The 17,677-nt window shown below is 66.9% G+C and carries 15 protein-coding genes; 9 read left to right on the forward strand and 6 right to left on the reverse strand.

Annotated elements, in window-relative coordinates; translation table 11 throughout:
• Window positions 1-148: 148 nt before the first annotated feature.
• Window positions 149-1,840, reverse strand: a complete 1,692-nt coding sequence (gene asnB / locus ICJ04_RS12510; RefSeq protein WP_188324556.1) for an asparagine synthase B — start codon at window positions 1,838-1,840, stop codon at window positions 149-151.
• A gap of 551 nt (window positions 1,841-2,391) precedes the next feature.
• Between asnB and ICJ04_RS12515 the strand changes: the two genes are divergently transcribed.
• Window positions 2,392-3,249: a tetratricopeptide repeat protein gene (locus ICJ04_RS12515; RefSeq protein ID WP_188324557.1), complete on the forward strand. Its 858-nt coding sequence runs from the start codon at window positions 2,392-2,394 to the stop codon at window positions 3,247-3,249.
• 174 nt (window positions 3,250-3,423) lie between these two features.
• Here ICJ04_RS12515 and dapE read toward each other — a convergent pair whose 3' ends face one another.
• The 5 genes from dapE to map are packed head-to-tail and all read right to left on the reverse strand — an operon-like array spanning window position 3,424 to window position 9,410.
• Complete coding sequence (dapE, locus tag ICJ04_RS12520) at window positions 3,424-4,554, reverse strand: succinyl-diaminopimelate desuccinylase (protein ID WP_188324558.1); 1,131 nt, start codon at window positions 4,552-4,554, stop codon at window positions 3,424-3,426.
• Window positions 4,551-4,913 (reverse strand): Spx/MgsR family RNA polymerase-binding regulatory protein, encoded by a 363-nt coding sequence (locus ICJ04_RS12525; protein WP_188324559.1) that lies wholly within the window; start codon window positions 4,911-4,913, stop codon window positions 4,551-4,553. Before ICJ04_RS12525 ends, dapE begins: the two co-directional genes overlap by 4 nt.
• Before the next feature lie 5 nt (window positions 4,914-4,918).
• Complete coding sequence (gene dapD, locus ICJ04_RS12530) at window positions 4,919-5,995, reverse strand: 2,3,4,5-tetrahydropyridine-2,6-dicarboxylate N-succinyltransferase (protein ID WP_188324560.1); 1,077 nt, start codon at window positions 5,993-5,995, stop codon at window positions 4,919-4,921.
• Complete coding sequence (locus tag ICJ04_RS12535) at window positions 5,995-8,631, reverse strand: [protein-PII] uridylyltransferase (RefSeq protein WP_188324561.1); 2,637 nt, start codon at window positions 8,629-8,631, stop codon at window positions 5,995-5,997. Before ICJ04_RS12535 ends, dapD begins: the two co-directional genes overlap by 1 nt.
• Before the next feature lie 2 nt (window positions 8,632-8,633).
• Entirely contained in the window at window positions 8,634-9,410 is a 777-nt protein-coding gene (gene map / locus ICJ04_RS12540) for a type I methionyl aminopeptidase (protein WP_197973995.1), read from the reverse strand.
• 224 nt (window positions 9,411-9,634) lie between these two features.
• Here map and ICJ04_RS12545 point away from each other — a divergent pair, with 224 nt between their 5' ends.
• The 8 genes from ICJ04_RS12545 (at window position 9,635) to tsf (ending at window position 17,449) form a co-directional block, all read left to right on the forward strand.
• Window positions 9,635-10,177: a spore coat U domain-containing protein gene (locus ICJ04_RS12545; RefSeq protein WP_188324563.1), complete on the forward strand. Its 543-nt coding sequence runs from the start codon at window positions 9,635-9,637 to the stop codon at window positions 10,175-10,177.
• A 14-nt stretch (window positions 10,178-10,191) separates the two neighbouring features.
• Window positions 10,192-10,929, forward strand: a complete 738-nt coding sequence (locus ICJ04_RS12550; RefSeq protein ID WP_188324564.1) for a molecular chaperone — start codon at window positions 10,192-10,194, stop codon at window positions 10,927-10,929.
• 7 nt (window positions 10,930-10,936) lie between these two features.
• Window positions 10,937-13,291: a fimbria/pilus outer membrane usher protein gene (locus ICJ04_RS12555; protein ID WP_188324565.1), complete on the forward strand. Its 2,355-nt coding sequence runs from the start codon at window positions 10,937-10,939 to the stop codon at window positions 13,289-13,291.
• Window positions 13,288-14,322: a spore coat protein U domain-containing protein gene (locus tag ICJ04_RS12560; protein ID WP_188324566.1), complete on the forward strand. Its 1,035-nt coding sequence runs from the start codon at window positions 13,288-13,290 to the stop codon at window positions 14,320-14,322. Before ICJ04_RS12555 ends, ICJ04_RS12560 begins: the two co-directional genes overlap by 4 nt.
• Before the next feature lie 79 nt (window positions 14,323-14,401).
• A complete protein-coding gene (locus tag ICJ04_RS12565; RefSeq protein ID WP_188324567.1) occupies window positions 14,402-14,686 on the forward strand; it encodes a hypothetical protein in 285 nt (94 codons plus the stop codon).
• Window positions 14,686-15,396, forward strand: a complete 711-nt coding sequence (locus ICJ04_RS12570; protein ID WP_188324568.1) for a fimbria/pilus periplasmic chaperone — start codon at window positions 14,686-14,688, stop codon at window positions 15,394-15,396. The genes ICJ04_RS12565 and ICJ04_RS12570 overlap by 1 nt, the downstream gene beginning before the upstream one ends.
• Before the next feature lie 237 nt (window positions 15,397-15,633).
• Window positions 15,634-16,446: a 30S ribosomal protein S2 gene (rpsB, locus tag ICJ04_RS12575; protein WP_188324569.1), complete on the forward strand. Its 813-nt coding sequence runs from the start codon at window positions 15,634-15,636 to the stop codon at window positions 16,444-16,446.
• Between the two features lie 124 nt (window positions 16,447-16,570).
• On the forward strand, window positions 16,571-17,449 hold the full coding sequence (tsf, locus tag ICJ04_RS12580; protein WP_188324570.1) for a translation elongation factor Ts: 879 nt from the start codon (window positions 16,571-16,573) through the stop codon (window positions 17,447-17,449).
• Window positions 17,450-17,677 lie beyond the last annotated feature (228 nt).

Genomic DNA, 17,677 nt, shown 5'->3' on the forward strand with positions numbered 1-17,677 from the left:
GGCGCTACCGGGCGACCGGTGAACGGGCTTTGGTAGCGCCGAGCCGTGCTCGGCGGAACGGGTCAGCGCGCGTGGCTTGGGGGCAGCCGACTGAAGTCGGCTCTACCCGGCGGATCTGCCCCGCCAGGGCAGCGCCGAATCGGACGGGTTACGCCAGCGCGGATTCGTGCACGCCGGCAATCGCGCGGCCTGACGGGTCTGCCGCGTTGGCGAAGCTGGCATCCCACGCAATGGCCGCCGGCGACGAGCAGGCGATCGACTTGCCACCGGGCACCGTTTCGGCGGCGGCATGGCTGGGGAAATACTGCTCGAACACGTGGCGGTAGTAATACGCTTCTTTGGTCTGCGGTGGGTTGTGCGGGAAGCGCTTGTCCGCCGCGGCCAGCACCCGGTCACTGACCTGCGCCTCGGCGTGCGCCTTCAGGCCGTCGATCCACCCATAGCCCACGCCATCGCTGAACTGCTCTTTCTGACGCCACAGGATGCTGTCCGGCAGGTAACCTTCGAAGGCTGCGCGCAGCACGCCCTTTTCCACCCGGCGCCCGCCAGATGCATCGCTGCCCACCATCTTGTGCACGGCATCGAAACGCATCGCCACATCGAGGAACTCGCGGTCCAGGAACGGCACGCGCGGCTCGACACCCCACGCCATCATCGACTTGTTCGCGCGCAGGCAGTCGTAGTTGCTCAGCGCATCAAGCTTGCGCACCAGCTCGGCATGGAACTCACGTGCATCCGGCGCCTTGTGGAAGTACAGGTAGCCCCCGAAGATTTCGTCGCTGCCCTCGCCCGACAGCACCATCTTCACCCCCATCGCCTTGATCCGACGTGCGAGCAGAAACATCGGCGTCGACGCCCGGATGGTGGTGACATCATAGGTCTCGATATGACGGATCACCTCCGGCAGGACGTCCAGGCCTTCTTCGAAGGTGTATTCAAAGCCGTGGTGCACGGTGCCCAACGCTTCGGCGGCGATGGCCGCGGCGGCCAGGTCGGGTGAGCCCTTCAGGCCGATGGCGAAGGAATGCAGGCGCGGCCACCACGCCTCGCTCTCGCCGCCGTCTTCAATGCGCCTGCGCGCATAACGCGCCGCCACGGCCGCCACCAGTGACGAATCCAGTCCGCCGGACAGCAGGACGCCGTACGGCACATCGCTCATCAACTGGCGTTCAACCGCACGCTCAAAGGCAACGCGCAGTTCGGCCAGATCCACCGGCGTGCCCTGCACGGCATCGTACTCACGCCAGGCCGGCTGGTAGTAGCGCACCAGTTCATCGCTGGCGCTGTCGTAGAAGTGGCCGGGTGGGAACTGCGCGGCGTCGGCACAGGTGTCGACCAATGCCTTCAGTTCGGACGCCACCCGCAGCCGTCCCTGCGCGTCATGGCCCCAGTACAGCGGCACCACGCCGATCGGGTCGCGCGCGATCAAAACGCGCGCCTTCGCCTTGTCCCACAGGGCGAAGGCGAAGATGCCGTTGATACGTTCCAGCCAGCGCGTCGGATCACCCTCGCGGTACAGCGCATTGATGACCTCGCAGTCCGAACCGGTCTGGAACGCGTAGGGCTGGGTGAGCTCGGCCTTCAGTTGCTGGTGGTTGTAGATTTCGCCGTTGACCGCCAGCGCCAGTTCTCCGTCTTCGGACAGCAGCGGCTGCGAGCCGCCGGCCGCGTCGACGATGGCGAGGCGCTCGTGCACCAGCAGGGCGCCGTCATCGAGATAGACCCCGCTCCAATCCGGTCCGCGATGGCGCTGACGCTGCGAGGATTCCAGCGCGTGGCGACGCAGCGCGGGGAGGTCGTCGCCGGCCTGCAGGCCGAATAATCCGAAGATCGAACACATGGGGTGCAACTCCTGTTTGGGGGTGTATACGCGATGGGGGTGTTCGACCGGCCACCCTGGCCCGGGGTCTGCTCCGGGCACAAAAAAACCCGCATCGGCCGATGCGGGTTTCTGGTGTCCGGGTGTGATGGTGCTTTATCTACCCTGGGCGCAGTCCCGCATCGGCCGCGCACGATTATTCGCGCGCAGATTATTGCGGTTGGTGGTGGTGACGGCGGTGGCCAGGTGGCGGTGCATGGGATTGAACGTAGCGCGCCTGTGCGGCGGGTGCAACTGTTGCGTTGGCAACGAACGGTCATCGAGCGGCGGAGCCCCTCGCGGTGGCGGGCCGGGAAACGGGCTGCGACGTGGACCGGACGGGGAGGCAATGCGGGGCACGCGTGAATCCGTCCATGGAGCTCTTCGCGGCTCCTGCCGCTCAAGGCCCCGCATTCCCTCCCCGTCCGGCCCCTGACAGATTCCGATGGCCGGCAGCCGCGGAAAAAAGAGGAAGCGCGGGACCGCGCGATGCGAGCGGGACCGTGGGCGCCGTTGCGCGGATAATGGGTGGGATGAAACTACGTATCTTGCCTTTCGGCCTTGTCATCATGGTGCTGCTGCAGGCCTGCAGCAGTGTGCCGCGTACGCCTATCGCCCACGCTGCGCAGATCGAGCGCGAGGCCGCCGATGGGCGTGTCGATAGTGCGTTGGAGGCGGCCCAGCGCTATGAAATATTCAATGATCCGCGTGCGGTGTACTGGTACGAGCGCGCTGCGGCGGTGACGCCACGGACCTTCGATACCACGCGCGCCGAGTCGGCATTGGGGCGCATCTGGGAGAGTGGTCAACTGCTGCACGGTGATGGCCCGGATATCGTGCAGGCGTCGCCGTTGCGGGCGTCGCCGCGTCGCGCGGAACGCGCGTACCGCGCTTCGGCCGAGCACGGAAATGCGTTGGCGATGCTGGAACTGGCACGGTTCCACCGACTCCAGGGCGATGCGCGGCAAGCACTGCGCTGGGACCTGAGGGCAACGGTGTACAACCACATGTCGTCGGAATCTTCGCGACTGCCACAGGCCGTCGCACCGCAGCACGGACAGGAGCATCCGTTGGTCACCGATATCCGGGCACGTGCGCAGGCCGGGGATGTGGAGGCTCAGGTGGATCTGGGCGCACTGCTTGAGACCGGTATCGGACTGGAGCGCGATGGCGTGCAGGCGCTCCAGTGGTATGAGCGGGCCGGCAACCGGGGCAACGTTTACGGGCAGTACTTCAGCGGATTGCTGCTGGGTCGTGGCCGGGCGGGCGTGACGCGCGATCTGGATGCAGCTGCCGGGTGGTTCGCAAAGGCCCATGCCCAGGATTTTCACCTGGCCGGCGAGGCGATATGGCGCAAAAGCATAGAGCCGCCGTTCTGGACGTTCGACTGACGCGCGGTAGACGCCACGGCCGCCGCTGCGCTCGCCGAGCGTGGCTCGGCGCTAGCGGGCGAGCGGTGAATGGGCTTTGGTAGCGCCGAGCCGTGCTCGGCGGAATGGGTGGGCGCGTGCGGGTGGGGGCAGCCGACTGAAGTCGGCTCTACCAAGCAGCTCTACCAAGCGGCTCTATCCCGCCAGCAGGCGCTCGACCAGACGCTGGTACAGCGCGGGCAGCGCCTCCAGATCGGCGAGGGCTACGTTTTCGTCTACTTGATGGATGCTGGCGTTGACGGGCCCTACTTCGATGCACTGTGCGCCCAGCGGGGCGATGAAGCGTGCGTCGGAGGTACCGCCCCCGGTGCTCTCTTCCGGCGCGGCACCGGCGAACTCGCCCAGCACCTCGCGCGCTACGCGACGCAGTGTGCCTTCCGGCGTATAGAACGGCTCTCCGCTGCGGTGCCAGGCCAGCGTGTAGTCCAAGTCATGCCGATCCAGCAGCGCGGCGATCTCCCGCTCCAGCTTGTCCGCGTTCCAATGCGGGTTGTAACGCAGATTGAAGTCCACCTGGAGGTGGCCCGGGATCACGTTGTTGGCCCCGGTACCGGCCTGGATGTTGGACACCTGCAGACTGGTCGGTGGAAAACTTTCGAAGCCATCATCCCAGTGACGCGCCGCCAGCTCGGCCAGTGCCGGGGCAGCGAGATGGATCGGATTGCGTGCTTTCTCCGGATAAGCCACGTGGCCCTGTACCCCCTGCACACGCAGTTTTGCCGACAGGCTGCCACGTCGGCCCACCCGCAACAGATCGCCCAGGCGCGCAGTGGACGACGGCTCGCCGGTTATGCACCAGTCGATGCGCTGGCCGCGTTCGGCGAACAAGCGCGCGACGTGGCGAACGCCGTCGATGGCATCGCCCTCCTCGTCGCTGGTCAACAGCACCGCCAAGGTGCCTGGATGATCAGGATGTGCGGCAACGAACTGCTCTGCAGCGATCACGAACGCGGCCACGCTGCCTTTCATGTCTGCAGCGCCACGCCCATACAGCACGCCATCGCGGACCGTCGGAACAAAGGGATCGCTGGCCCAGTCCGCGGCCGGGCCGGTGGGCACCACATCGGTGTGGCCGAGCAGCACCAGCACCGGCGCTCCGCTGCCATGGGTGGCCCACAGGTTGTCGACCTCGCCCAGCCGCAGGTGCTCGCAGGAAAAACCAGCCGCCTGCAGGCGGCCGCCGATCAATTGCTGGCAGCCGGCGTCTTCCGGCGTGACCGACGGGCGCGCGATCAGATCGCAGGCCAGCTCGAGCACCGCGCTCACGCACCGACTCCGAAGCGTGCCTTGAAGCCGTTGTCGGTGAATCCCTGGCTGACCGTGCCGTCCCCGGTCACGACCACCGGACGTTTGATCAGCTGTGGATACTCGCGCAGCAGCAGCTTCCACTCCGCATCGGAGGCAGCTGCCTTGCGGTTGTCCGGCAACTGCCGCCACGTGGTCGAAGACCGGTTCACCATGGCGCCCAGGCCGCCAAGCTGCGCCGCCCAGGCCATCAAGGTATCCGGGTCCGGCTTGGCGTCGCGGTAATCAACGAATACGTAAGGAACGGCGAAGCGGTCGAGCCACTTCGTCGCCTTCTTGCAGGTATCGCAGTTCTTCAGCCCGTAGACGGTCGTGGTCATCGCGATCAGTCAGCCAGGCCGCGCAGCAGGTCGTTGACGCTGGTCTTGCTGCGGGTCCTGGCGTCCACCTGCTTGACGATCACCGCGCAGTACAGCGAATGGCTGCCATCGGCGGACGGCAGCGACCCGGACACCACTACGCTGTACGGCGGAATGTAGCCGTAGCTGACTTCGCCGGTGGCGCGGTTGTAGATGCGGGTGCTCTGGCTCAGGAAGACGCCCATGCCGATCACGCTGTGATGGCCGACGACCACGCCCTCCACCACTTCCGAACGCGCGCCGATGAAGCAATGGTCTTCGATGATCGTCGGGCTGGCCTGCAGCGGTTCCAGCACGCCGCCGATGCCGGCGCCCCCGGACAGATGGCAGTGCTGGCCGATCTGCGCGCATGATCCCACCGTGGCCCACGTATCGACCATGGTGCCTTCGCCCACATAGGCACCAATGTTGGTGAAGCTCGGCATGAGCACGACATCCTTGCCGAAATACGTGCCGCGGCGTGCGATCGCACCTGGCACCACGCGCACGCCGCCACGGCGGAACTTCGCTTCATCGTAACCGGCGAAGCGCGATTCCACCTTGTCCCAGAACGGTGCAGGACGTGCATCGACCACCGCCATGTCGTTGACCCGGAAATACAGCAGTACGGCTTTCTTCAGCCACTCGTTGACCTTCCAGCCCCCCTGCCCGTCCGGCTCGGCCACGCGGAACTCGCCGCTTTCCAGCCCGTCGATGACCCGGTTGACCAGCGGCTTGGTGGAGCCTTCAAGCTCGTGCAGGGTGAGCGTGGCACGGCGCTCGAACGCGCTTTCGATACCGAACTTCAGCTCTGACACACCGGGCGCCGGCGGCTTGCGCAGCGACTTGCGCGCGATATTGTCCGCCCGCGCCTTCTCGACCGGCACCTTCTTGCTCACGGCCTTGCGCGCTGCCGGCTTCTTCGTTGCCGCCGCTGCCGGTGCCGCCTTGGCGACCTTGGCCGTGCCGGCGGCCTTCTTCTTCGCTGACGCGGTCGGGGTGGCAACAGGTGCCTGACCCGCCTTCGGCTGGGGGGACGCTTTCTTGCTCGGCTTGGTGGCCATCAGGGGGTATCTCCGGCGTTTATGTCAGGGTCCAGGCAGGACAACATCGCGTCCTGCAACTGCTGCCTGGCGGTTTCATCAAGGGGGAGGTCGTGCTCATCACTGATCACGAAGGTGTCTTCGGCGCGTTCGCCGAACGTGGCAATGCGTGCATCGTGCACACGCAGGCCTTGGTTGCGCAGCACGTGCGCCACGTCAGCCAGCAGGCCAGGGCGGTCCGGTGCCACCAGGCTGAAACGGGTTCCTGCCGCTTCGCCGGCCTCATCGCGGAACTCGATGCGCGGGGCGAAACGGAAGTGGCGAAGCTGACGGGGAATGGCCCGACGCGAGGGGCGCAACTGCGACAGATCGCCCGACAGCGCGTCGCGCAGGGCAACCTCCAGCCGCAGCGGGTCGCCATCGGCGTAGGTGTCGGCCGGATTGACTTCGAACGTATCGAAGATCGTGTCCGACGGGCCGTCCAGTACGCGCGCGCGGTGGATGCCGTAGCCCTTGCGGTCCAGCGTCATGACGATGGCCGCGAACAGACCGTCACGGTCGGGCGAATGCACGAACACTTCCAGTGCCGGGTCATCGACGCTGATCGGCCGCACCTTCACCAGCGTATGCCCCTGGCGCACGGGCACCAACGCGGCCGCCTGCCAGGCCAACTGTTCCGGGCGCAGGCGGATGAAGCTTTCATCGGGCATCACCGCGAACTGGCGGTCGATGGTGGCATCGTCGTAGCCGTGCTCGCGCACCAGTTGGCGCACGGTATCGCGTGCTTCGGCAACCCGCTCGGCTGCTGGCAGCGGCGGCTCCAGGCCCTCGCGCAGCGCGCGACGGGTCGCGAAATACAGGTCGGCGAGCAGCCGGTCTTTCCACGCATTCCACAGCTTGGGGCTGGTGCCGGCGATATCCGCGCAGGTGAGCAGGTACAGATAATCCAGCCGCTCACGTGTAGCCACCAGGCTGGCAAAGCGATGGATGACTGCCGGGTCGGAGATGTCCTGCTTCTGCGCGGTCACCGACATGCGCAGGTGCTGCTCCACCAGCCACGCCACCAGATCGGTGTCCGCTGCACCCAGTTCGAGTGCCTGGCAGAACTGCCGTGCATCCACCGCACCGAGTTCGGAATGATCTCCGCCTCGACCTTTGGCGATGTCGTGGAACAGCCCGGCCAGCAGCAGGAGCTCCGGCCGCCGCAGACGCGGCCACACTTCGTGGGCGATGGAGAACCGCTCCGCCGCGCGGCTGCTGGAAAATTCGCCGATGTTCCGCAGCACCATCAGGGTGTGCTGGTCCACGGTATAGACATGGAACAGATCGAACTGCATCCGCCCGCTCACCTGCGCAAACGCGGGAATCCATTGCCCCAGTACGCCCAGCCGGGCCATGCGCGACAGCGTATCCACCGGTCGTGGCTGGCGCAGCAGCGACAGGAACTGCTGGCGGGCGGCCTGGGTAGCCTGCTCGAAGCTGGGCAACTGCGGCAGGGCTTCTGCCAAGGCACGTGCAGTCAGTGAGTGCAGCCCGCGCACCTGCGCGTTGTTGGCCCAACTGGAAAACAGGGAGAAAATCGCGCTGATGTCATCGTCGGGCCAGTGTGCATCATTGGCAGCCAGATAACCCCGGCGCAGCGAGAAGCCGACGGTCAGCGGCTCGGGCACGGCTTCGCCGTCGAACTGTTCTTCGAAGCGCTGCAGCAGCCGGTCGCTGATCCGGCGCACCACCGACGCGGCGCGGTAGAAGCCCTGCATCATCTTCTCGACGCCCAGGCTTTCGATGTCGTCGGCGAAGCCCAGGCGCGCGGCCAACGTTTTCTGGTAGTCGAAACGCAGGCGCTCTTCGGGCCGGCCGGCGACCAGGTGCAGGCCGTAACGCAGCCCGGCCAGCACGCCGCGTTCGCGGTGCAGCGCAGCAGCCTCGTCGGCGCCCAGATGACCCAAGCCGACCAGCGCTTCCAGGTCACGTACGCCAAACGCACGAAGCGCCATCCAGCCCAGCGTATTGAGATCACGCAGCCCGCCCGGTCCGTCCTTCAGATCCGGCTCCAGGTTATCGGCGGTATCGCCAAAGCGCGCATGACGCGTGCGCAGCTCGTCCAGCTTGGCCAGGAAGAAGGCGCGTGGCGGCCACAAGGTGCCATCATTCATCGCCTGCCGCAGCGCGCGTCGCGCGGCATCGCCGGCCACCAGCGGGCGGGCTTCGATCAGTGCCGTCAGCACGGTCTGGTCGGCCGCGGCCTCACGGCATTGCTGCAGCGAACGCACCGCATGGCTGACCGGCAGCCCACAATCCCACAACAGGGCGAACAGCCGTGACAGACCGCCTTCTGCCGCGTGCTGCGCGCTGGTTTCGCCCAGCACGAGCACATCGACGTCAGAACGCGGGAACAATTCGCCGCGCCCATAGCCGCCCACGGCGAACATCGCCAATGCATCGCCGGGCGGCATGCAGCGCTGCCACGCCAGGCGGATCAGGTGGTCCGCCGCGCGCGCGCGCAGCGCAAGCAAGCGCTCGATGCGATCACCCTGGTCGAAACGCCGATGCAGCCGCGCATCGGCCTGCTGCAGCGCCTGACGCGCCGCAGCGGCCCAGTCGGCATCCGGAGCAGAGTCTGCCGGCGCGTCCAGCATCGAACCCGCCGGCAACATCGTCAGGCGACCTGCGATTCGCCGGGGGACAGGGTCAGTACGTCAACACCGGTCTCGGTGACCGCGACCATGTGTTCCCACTGCGCCGACAGCTTGCGATCCTTGGTCACCACGGTCCAGCCATCGGGCAGCACCTTGTTGTAGCGGGTGCCCTCGTTGATCATCGGTTCGATGGTGAAGGTCATGCCCGGCTGCAGCACCAGGCCCTGGCCGGGGCGGCCGTAGTGCACCACCTGCGGCTCATCGTGGTAGACCTTGCCGATGCCGTGGCCGCAGTACTCGCGCACCACGCTGAAGCGCTCGCCCTCGGCATAGCTCTGGATCGCATGGCCGATGTCACCCAGCGTTGCGCCCGGCTTCACTGCACGGATGCCGCGCCACATGGCTTCATAGGTCGCATCGACCAGGCGCTTGGCCATGACCGACGGCGTACCGACGTAATACATGCGGCTGGTATCGCCGTGCCAGCCGTCCTTGATCACCGTGACGTCGATGTTGACGATGTCGCCGTCCTTCAACACCTTCGCTTCGCTCGGGATGCCGTGGCAGATCACGTTGTTCACCGAGGTGCACACGCTCTTCGGGAAGCCACGATAGCCGACGTTGGCCGGCACGGTCTTCTGCACGTTGACGATGTGATCATGGCAGATGCGGTCCAGCTCTTCGGTGGTGACACCGGGCTTGACGAAGGGCGTGACGATGTCCAGCACCTCACTGGCCAGACGGCCAGCCTCACGCATCAGTTCGATTTCCTGGGGGGTTTTCAGATTTACGCTCATGGGGACCATTATCGCCGATCCGGCGCCGATGCTGAACGGGTTCCTGCACGGACCGACAGCGAAGGTTTGGCCTCGCGGCTCGCTGCCGATGGGTCAAAAGTGTGACGTAGGTCTGAATGCGCTCACTTCGCGCCCACGACGGCTTGTTATAAACGACATGTAACAACGCGTTCGACTGCATCGCCCCGGTTCAGGACCCTGAAGGGTCCAAGGAGATCCCGCCCATGCGCTCTACTCGTAGTTTCGGCCGTCTCGCCCTCAGTGGCCTGACCCTCTGCCTCGCAGCTGCGGCCCTGCCCGCCCTCGCGCAGAACAGCGTCACGTTCAATGTGCGTATCGCCATCACGACGTCGTGCACCATTGCCGCGGCCGCCCCTACCGACGTCGATTTCGGCACGGTAGCGTCCACGGCCACCGCACCGGTGCTGGCCCAAGGCACCATCACCGCGCAGTGCTCCGCGCTGACGCCGTACTCGATCGCCCTGAACGCCGGCAGCAACGCCGCGACCGCCGGTGATGTCACCACACGCCGCATGCGCAACGTCGATGCAGGCGTGACCACCAACAACTTCGTCGGCTATCAGCTGTACCAGGACGCGGGACGCACCAACGTCTGGGGCGCTACGACGGCCACCAACACCGTTGCCGCAGTGGGCACGGGCCTGCCACAGGCCTACAACGTGTACGGCCGCGTGCTCAATCCCAGCGTGAACAACGCCGCGGCCGGTTCCTACCTGGATACGGTCACCGCCACGATCACCTACTGAAGAGGGTGATCGCGATGGTCATTGAACGATGCCGATGGCACACCATCGGCCTGGCGGCGCTGTGCGCGCTGCTTATCCCGCTCGACGCGCTTGCCGCCAGCCTGCAGGTGGCGCCCACGCGGATCGAGCTGCGCCCGGGCCAGACCAGCGAGGCGCTGTGGCTGACCAATACCGGCACGGCCCCCATGCAGGTGCAGGTGCGCGTCTTCCAGTGGCTACAGTCCGACGGACAGGACCAGTTGCTCGAAACGCGGGATATCCAGCCCAGCCCCCCGGTGCATGACATCGCCGCGGGACAGCAGCAGCTGGTGCGGCTGGTGCGCATGGGAGAAACGGATGAGACGCGCCAGCGCGCGTACCGGGTGGTCGTTGACGAACTCCCCCGCTTGGATCCGGATGCCAAGGGCATGCAGTTCGTGCTGCGCTATTCCGTCCCCCTGTTCCTGCAGCCGGCTGACGCCGCCAAGCTGCAGCCCCGGCTGAGCGCGCGCCCCCTCCCCATGGCCGATGGCAGCCCGGGTATCGAGGTACGCAACGAGGGGGATGGCCATGCCCAGCTGGCCGACGTGGCGCTGGGTGATCCACGGCGCCCCCGGATCGTACGGCCGGGCCTGGTGGGCTATGTCCTGCCCGGTCAGGTCATGCACTGGACACTGGACACCGCCTCCCTGCCGGAAGCGGCCTCGTTCTCGGCGAAGATAAATGGCGAACCGGCGCAGACGCCGCTGCCTGCGACGGCACCGGCTCGCTGAGGCCGCCATGCGCATCCTGCTCGGCCTGGTGCCGGCGAGCGCCCACGCCGCCGACGTGGTCGCCACCGGCGCCATGCCGGACGCGCTGTTGCCGCCTCCCACCCCGCTCACCGCCAGCCAGTCGCTGTACCTGGAGGTCAGCCTGAACCAGGCACCTCGCGGCCTGCTGCCCTTCACCGACGACCACGGGCGACTGCAGGCCAGTCCCCAGGTGCTGCGCCAGCTCGGCTTTCCCGCGCGCGGTGATGCACCGGTCTATCTGGACCAGTTGATGGGCGTACAGGTGCGTTATGACGCGCGCATGCAGACGCTCGCGCTGGATGCGCCGCTGGACGCGTTGCAGTTGCCCACCACGGCAGTGGGCGCACGCCCGGCGGACATTCCCGTGGCCAGCTCCAGCCCCGGCGTCCTGCTCAATTACGATCTCTACGGCACGCACGTGGCAGATCTGTCCAGCCTGGCGCTGACATCGGAAGTACGTCTGTTCGGCATCGGCCGTGGCACGTTGTCCAACCTTGCCCTGCAGCGCAGGTTCCAGGACGGTGACGCGCGACGTTGGCGCAGCGACAGCGTGCGCCTGGACACACGTTGGACCCTGGATTTCCCGCAGCAGGCGGTCACGCTGGAAGTCGGCGATTTTTACAGCGGCTTTCTCGACTGGAGTCGTCCGGTGCGCATGGGCGGATTGCAGATCGGGCGCAACTACGGCCTGCAGCCCTACCGCGTGTTATCGCCGACGCCCAGCTTCCTTGGCCAGGCCGTGGTGCCCAGCAACGTCGAGCTGTACGTGGACGGGCTGCGCCAATACAGCGGGGCCGTGCCGGTAGGCCCGTTCCAGCTGGCGACGCAGCCGGGCATCAGCGGCACCGGCACCGCGCAGGTGGTCATCACGGATGCGTTCGGACGCACGCGCACCGTGGACTTCGATTTCTATGGCACCCAGCAACTGCTGGCGCGGGGCCTGACCGACTGGTCAGTGGGCGTGGGCCGTCTGCGCGAAGACTACGGGGTGCGTTCTTTCGCCTACGACAACCGCACCCTGGCCAGCGCGACCTGGCGGCATGGCGTCAGCGACCGGTTCACCGCCGAAGCCCATGCCGAGGCCGGTGGCGGGCTGCGCACGGCCGGGGTGGGCGGCGGCTGGCTGGCAGGTCGCGCCGGGGTGGTCACCCTGGCCTATGCACGCAGCGCGCTGGGGGCGCTGGAGGGCGGGCAGTACTCGGTGGGCTACAACTGGAACAACCGGCGCTACAACCTCAACCTGCTCAGTCGCCGCACCCACGGCGATTACCGCGACCTGGGCGCGCTGCAGGACAGCCTGCCAGCGGACATCACCGAGCAGGCCACGTTCGGCGTCAGCCTGGACCGGCTGGGTGCGTTCAGTGCCAGCTACCTGCGCTTGCGCCAGGCGGAAGGCCAGGACGACCGCTACGCCAGCGTGTTCTGGTCGCGCACCTTCGCCCAGCGCTGGTCGGCCTATGTGTCGGTGAATCAGAACCTGAGCGACGGCGGCGACCGCAGCATCTACGCCTCGCTGGCGACGACCTTGGGGCGTGACCGACAAGCCAGCGCCGCCGTGCAGCACAACGGGGGCGACGCGCTGTACAGCGTGGACGTCTCGCAACCCGTGCCCGGCGACGGGGGTGGCAATGGCATGGGCTGGCGCGTGCAGGCGCGCCAGGGTGACCGCGGCACCGGCGGGCTCGCAGAGGCCGGCTGGCTGACCCCGACCGGCCGCTACGCGCTGGGGGCGGTGCATGAGGGCGGCAGCACCTATGGCTACGCCAACGCCGGTGGCGCGCTGGTGTGGATGGGCGGCCACCTGTTCGCCGCGCGCGAGGTCAACGATGCCTTCGCGGTGGTGTCCACGGGGGGCATCGAAGGCGTGCCCGTGCGGCTGGAAAACCGTCCCGTCGGCATCACCAACCGACGCGGCCTGCTGCTGGTCAGCCCGCTGCTGTCCTGGCAGCGCAACCGCCTGTCCATCGATACCCTGGGCCTGCCGGCAGACATCGCCGCCGAGCGCGTGGACGATTGGGTGACGCCGAGCCAGGGCGCCGGACTGGGCGTGAGCTTCGGATTGCGGCGCAGTCGCGCGGCGCAGCTGGTCGTGCACGATGTCGCCGGGCAACCGCTGCCCGCAGGGAGCGTGGCGCGGTTTGGCGACCAGGGTGACGCCGTGGTCGGCTATGACGGCGCGCTGTACATCCAGGACCTGCCCAGCAACGGCAGGTTGGACATCGCCACCAGCGAAGGACGCTGCGTGCTTGCCGTACCGCCCCTCCCGGTGGCAGCCGACGGTGCCATTCCACGCCTCGGCCCGCTTGTCTGCCAGCCGGTGGCCGACGGGGACGTGCAATGAACCGCATGGGGCTGCCCGGCATCCTGATGCTGCTCATGCTGTTGGCCTGGCCGCGTGCTGCCCACGCCGACACGACATGCACCGCCACCGCCACAGCCGTGGCCTTCGGTAATGTGGGCAACATGGCGGGCTCGCCCACGCCCGCCAGCATGGGCATCAGCATCACGTGTGCCACCAGCGGACTGACCCTGCTGGCCAATGTCCGTGTGCGCCTGTGCGTGGGCATCGGCAGCGGCAGCGCCGGCACCACCCTTCTGCCAACCCGGCAACTGGCCAATGCCAGCGGCGATACGCTGGCGTTCCAGCTGTACACCGACGCGGCGCACCAGGTTCCGTGGGGCCTGTTGCAGGGAGGTGCGCCGCCCGCGCAGGACCTGCAGATCAGCTACTCCGCCCCCCTGCTCGGCGGCAGCACCACCACATCCACCACCGTGTACGGCCTTGTCCCCGCCAACCAGTCGTTGGCCACGGGCACCTACAGCAGCAGCTTCAACCAGGCCAATGTCACCTTGACCTATGCCTACAACGAAGTAGTCATCGGCACACCGACCATGCCGGCCAGCTGCACCGCCCCGGCCGCCACCAACCGCAAGACCGCCATCAACAGCTTTCCTTTCACCGCCACCGCCACGGTGCTGCCCCAGTGCGGCAGCTATCTGGTGACCGACATGGATTTCGGCAGCGCGGCAGGACGCATCGGCAGCGCCATCGACCAGACCGCCCAGCTGACCCTCACCTGCGTGCGCCGCACGCCGTTCAACGTCTCCCTGGACAACGGCCTGTACGCATCCGCAGGCACGCGCCGGATGCGCCATGCCACCAGCAGCACCGCCTTCATTCCCTACGAGCTGTACCGCAATGCCGCGCGTACCCAGCGCTGGGGCAACGCGATCGGTACCGATACCGTCGCCGGCACCGGCACCGGCGTTGCCCAGCAGATCACCATCCACGGACGTGCCCCCGCCACCAGCGGCGCCCTACCGGCGGCCGGCAACTACAGTGATCGGATAACGGTGACCATCACCTACTGATCAACCGTCCTCGTTGCGGGTTAAAGCGCGCTCTGTCACAGCCGATATCCCGTCAGGTATCGGCTGCAGGAGAACGAGGATGGGTCATCACACAGGGCGGGGCCTCCTGGCCGCCATGGCCGTCCTGTACGCAGCCGGCGCTGGCGCTTCGGCGTCGGACACGCTGCGCCTGCGCATGCAGATCGTGGAAAGCTGCACCGATCCCGCACCGGCCCGGACGGCCCCGACCGACAGCCGCGTGCAGTGCAGCGCGCCGCACCGGCGCGGCGAACCGGCGCGCTTCCCCGCACAGCTGCAACGCCTCGCACCGCCACAGCGCCCCGGCGAACGCAGCGAGCGCGGCGCGGACACGGTGGTGTTCTGATGCGGCAGCGCGTGCCCGTTGCCGCCACCCTCGCCTTGTTGGCAGCGACCGGCGTTGCGCCGCGCACCCTGGCACTGGAACTTCAACCGACCACGCTGCAGCTGGCACAGGGGCAGGCCCAGGGGGAACTCTGGCTGGGCAACCCCGGCCCTGAGCCGTGGGCCGGCCGGATCCAGATCCTGCACTGGGTGCAGACCGAAGGACGCGATGCCCTGCAGCCAAGCGCGGACGTGGTCGCCAGCCCTGCCCTGCCACGCCTCCCGGGTGGCACGCGCCAACGTATCCGGCTGGTGCTGCCACACCCCCTTCCCGCAGGCGCCGAACGCGCGTATCGCGTGCTGGTGGAACCCACCGACCTGCGGCTGCCCCGGTACTCACTGCCCTTGTTCATCACACCTGCGGGGCCGACTGGCAAGGCGACCCTGCAGGCAGGCGTGCAACGTCGCACCGCGGACGCCTCCTGCCTGTATCTGCATAATGCGGACCTGCGCAGGGCGCGGCTGGCCGATCTGGCTTTCGTTGATCGCGACGGCGGGATCCAGGTGTTGCAGTCCGGGCTGGCCGGCTATGTACTGCCCGGCGCCTCGGTGTGCTGGGACCTGCCACAGCGGGCTGACCACTATGCAGGCGGGCGGTTCCAGGCCCGACGCGATGGCGCCGATAGCGGGCTCCTTGCCGAGATTGCAGTGGCCGCCAGCAGCGGGCTATAATCCGCGGATTCCTGCCGCATCCGTGCGCGGGACATCGCCCACACCGGACGTCACCGGTGAATCCACACCCATCGTCCCGATCCGTGCCGGGGTGCCCCGCAAGGGGTTCGGCCACGGAGACGATGGGGAAGCCCAACCCCGGAACCATTCATGCGCGCCCGCGCCGTCCCGCACACTTTCCGCGGGCGTCCTCCAGGGGACATCGGTGCACGCAGGTTCCCTGTCAGGAGTAATGCAATGCCCCAGATCACCATGCGCCAGATGCTTGAAGCCGGCGTCCATTTCGGCCACCAGACCCGTTACTGGAACCCGAAAATGGCTCCGTACATCTTCGGTGCCCGCGGCAAGATCCACATCATCAACCTGGAAAAGACCGTCCCGCTGTTCAACGATGCGATGAACTTCATCTCCTCGATCGCACAGAAGCGCGGCATCATCCTGTTCCTGGGCACCAAGCGCAGCGCACGCGAGTCGATCCGCGAAGAAGCCGAGCGTTGCGGCATGCCGTTCATGAACCAGCGTTGGCTGGGCGGCACCCTGACCAACTTCCGTACCGTGAAGCAGTCGGTTGCCCGCCTGAAGGAACTGGAAGCCGGTGAGAACGACGGCAGCTTCGAGAAGCTGGTCAAGCACGAAGTGCTGGGCCTGCGTCGCGAGCGCGACAAGCTGGAAGCCTCGCTGGGCGGCATCAAGGACATGAACCGTCTGCCCGATGCGATCTTCGTCATCGATATCGGCCACGAAGACATCGCCATCAAGGAAGCCAAGAAGCTCGGCATCCCGGTGATCGCCGTGGTTGATACCAACTACAACCCGGAACTGGTCGATTACGCCATCCCGGGCAACGACGATGCCATCCGCGCCGTGCAGCTGTACGCCCGCGCTGCGGCTGACTCCGTGCTGGAAGGCAAGGCGGCTGCCCCGCATTCGGCCACCGTGCGCGAAGAAGAGTTCGCCGACGCTGCCGCTGAAGGCGAAGAGGCCAAGCCGGCCCGTCGCGCTCCGGCCAAGAAGGCTGCCGAGAAGAAGTCGGGCGAAGCCCAGGCCTGATCCAGGCCCCCGGTGGGCGCCCTGCGCCCACCTCCCCTGCATGTCGCCACTGGCGGCTGACAGGGCCATGTCATACGGGCCGGCCATCATGCCGGCCCAACCCCTTTCTTTCTGAGGAAATCCCATGGAAATCACTGCTTCCCTGGTCAAGGAACTGCGCGAGCGCACCGGCGCCGGCATGATGGAGTGCAAGAAGGCGCTCGTCGAAAACAACGGCGACATCGAGCTGTCCATCGAAGCGCTGCGCAAGTCGGGTCTGGCCAAGGCCGACAAGAAGGCTGACCGCGTTGCGGCCGAAGGCATCATCCGCGCTGCACAGAACGGCGGCACCGCGGTGCTGGTCGAAATCAACTCCGAAACCGACTTCGTCGCCAAGGATGAGAACTTCACCAACTTCGCCGATTCGGTCGTTGCTGCCGCACTGTCCTCGGGCGCTGCCGACATCGCAACCCTGAACAACGTCAAGCTGGCGTCGGGCGAGACCATCAACGAGACCCGCGCTGCGGTGATCGCCAAGGTCGGTGAGAAGGTCGACGTGCGTCGTATCGTGCGCCTGGAAAGCACCCACAACGTGGCGGCCTACGTCCACGGTGGCCGCATCGGCGTGCTGGTGGAACTGGCCGGCGGCGACGCCGAGCTGGCCCGTGGCCTGGCCATGCACGTGGCAGCGATGAACCCGCCGCACAACAAGGCGGCCGATGTGCCGGCCGAGTTCGTTGCCAAGGAAAAGGAAATCGAGCTGGCCAAGATGACCGATAAGGACAAGGCCAAGCCGGCCGACATCCTCGAGAAGATCATCAGCGGCAAGATCGCCAAGATCGTCAACGAAGTGACCCTGTACGGCCAGCCGTACGTGCTGGACACCAACCAGTCGGTCGAGCAGGTACTGAAGGCCGCGGGCGCCGAAGTGATCGGCTTCCAGCGTCTGGCCGTCGGCGAAGGCATCGAGAAGGTGGTGGAAGACTACGCCGCCGAAGTGATGAAGCAGGCTGGCCTGGCCTGATCGCCCGGTTGACCTGATTCACGGAAAAGCCGCGCTCTGCGCGGCTTTTTTTTGTTTCCCACGATGCCGGTCGCGTCCGCTATCGCCGCGCCATGCTTGGCAGGATCCTCGAACGCCGCTGCGCTCGCCGACCGTCGGTCGGCGCTACCCACCGCGGCGCCTTTGCGTTATGTGGCGTTCGGACCGATACTCTTTCCAGGGGAGTTCGTAGGGTGCAAGGGGCATTAC

Origin of the sequence: Stenotrophomonas sp. 169 (assembly GCF_014621775.1) — a bacterium.
Lineage (GTDB): Bacteria > Pseudomonadota > Gammaproteobacteria > Xanthomonadales > Xanthomonadaceae > Stenotrophomonas.